The sequence below is a fragment of the Mesorhizobium sp. WSM4809 genome (genome assembly GCF_055811655.1).
On sequence record NZ_JBVVQW010000095.1, the window covers coordinates 1 to 234 of the forward strand.

A 234-nucleotide genomic window follows, 5' to 3' on the forward strand; every position below is an offset into this window, starting at 1 on the left:
GTCTGAAGGACAAATCGACACGCTGCGTGACGAAGTTGCCAAATTTGTCGTTGAAGGTGATCTGCGCCGTGAAATCAGCATGAGCATCAAGCGCCTGATGGATCTTGGTTGCTATCGCGGTTTGCGTCATCGTCGTGGTCTCCCGGTTCGCGGTCAGCGTACCAAGACCAACGCACGTACCCGTAAGGGTCCGCGCAAACCGATCAAGAAATAATCGGGGTGATTGAATAATGG

Annotated in this window: 1 protein-coding gene; it reads left to right on the top strand. The window is 53.0% G+C overall.

Annotated features, from left to right (window positions below; all coding sequences use genetic code 11):
• The first annotated feature begins 13 nt into the window (after window positions 1-13).
• Entirely contained in the window at window positions 14-214 is a 201-nt protein-coding gene (gene rpsM / locus AC0L24_RS33975; RefSeq protein WP_473565115.1) for a 30S ribosomal protein S13, read from the top strand.
• Window positions 215-234: the final 20 nt, after the last annotated feature.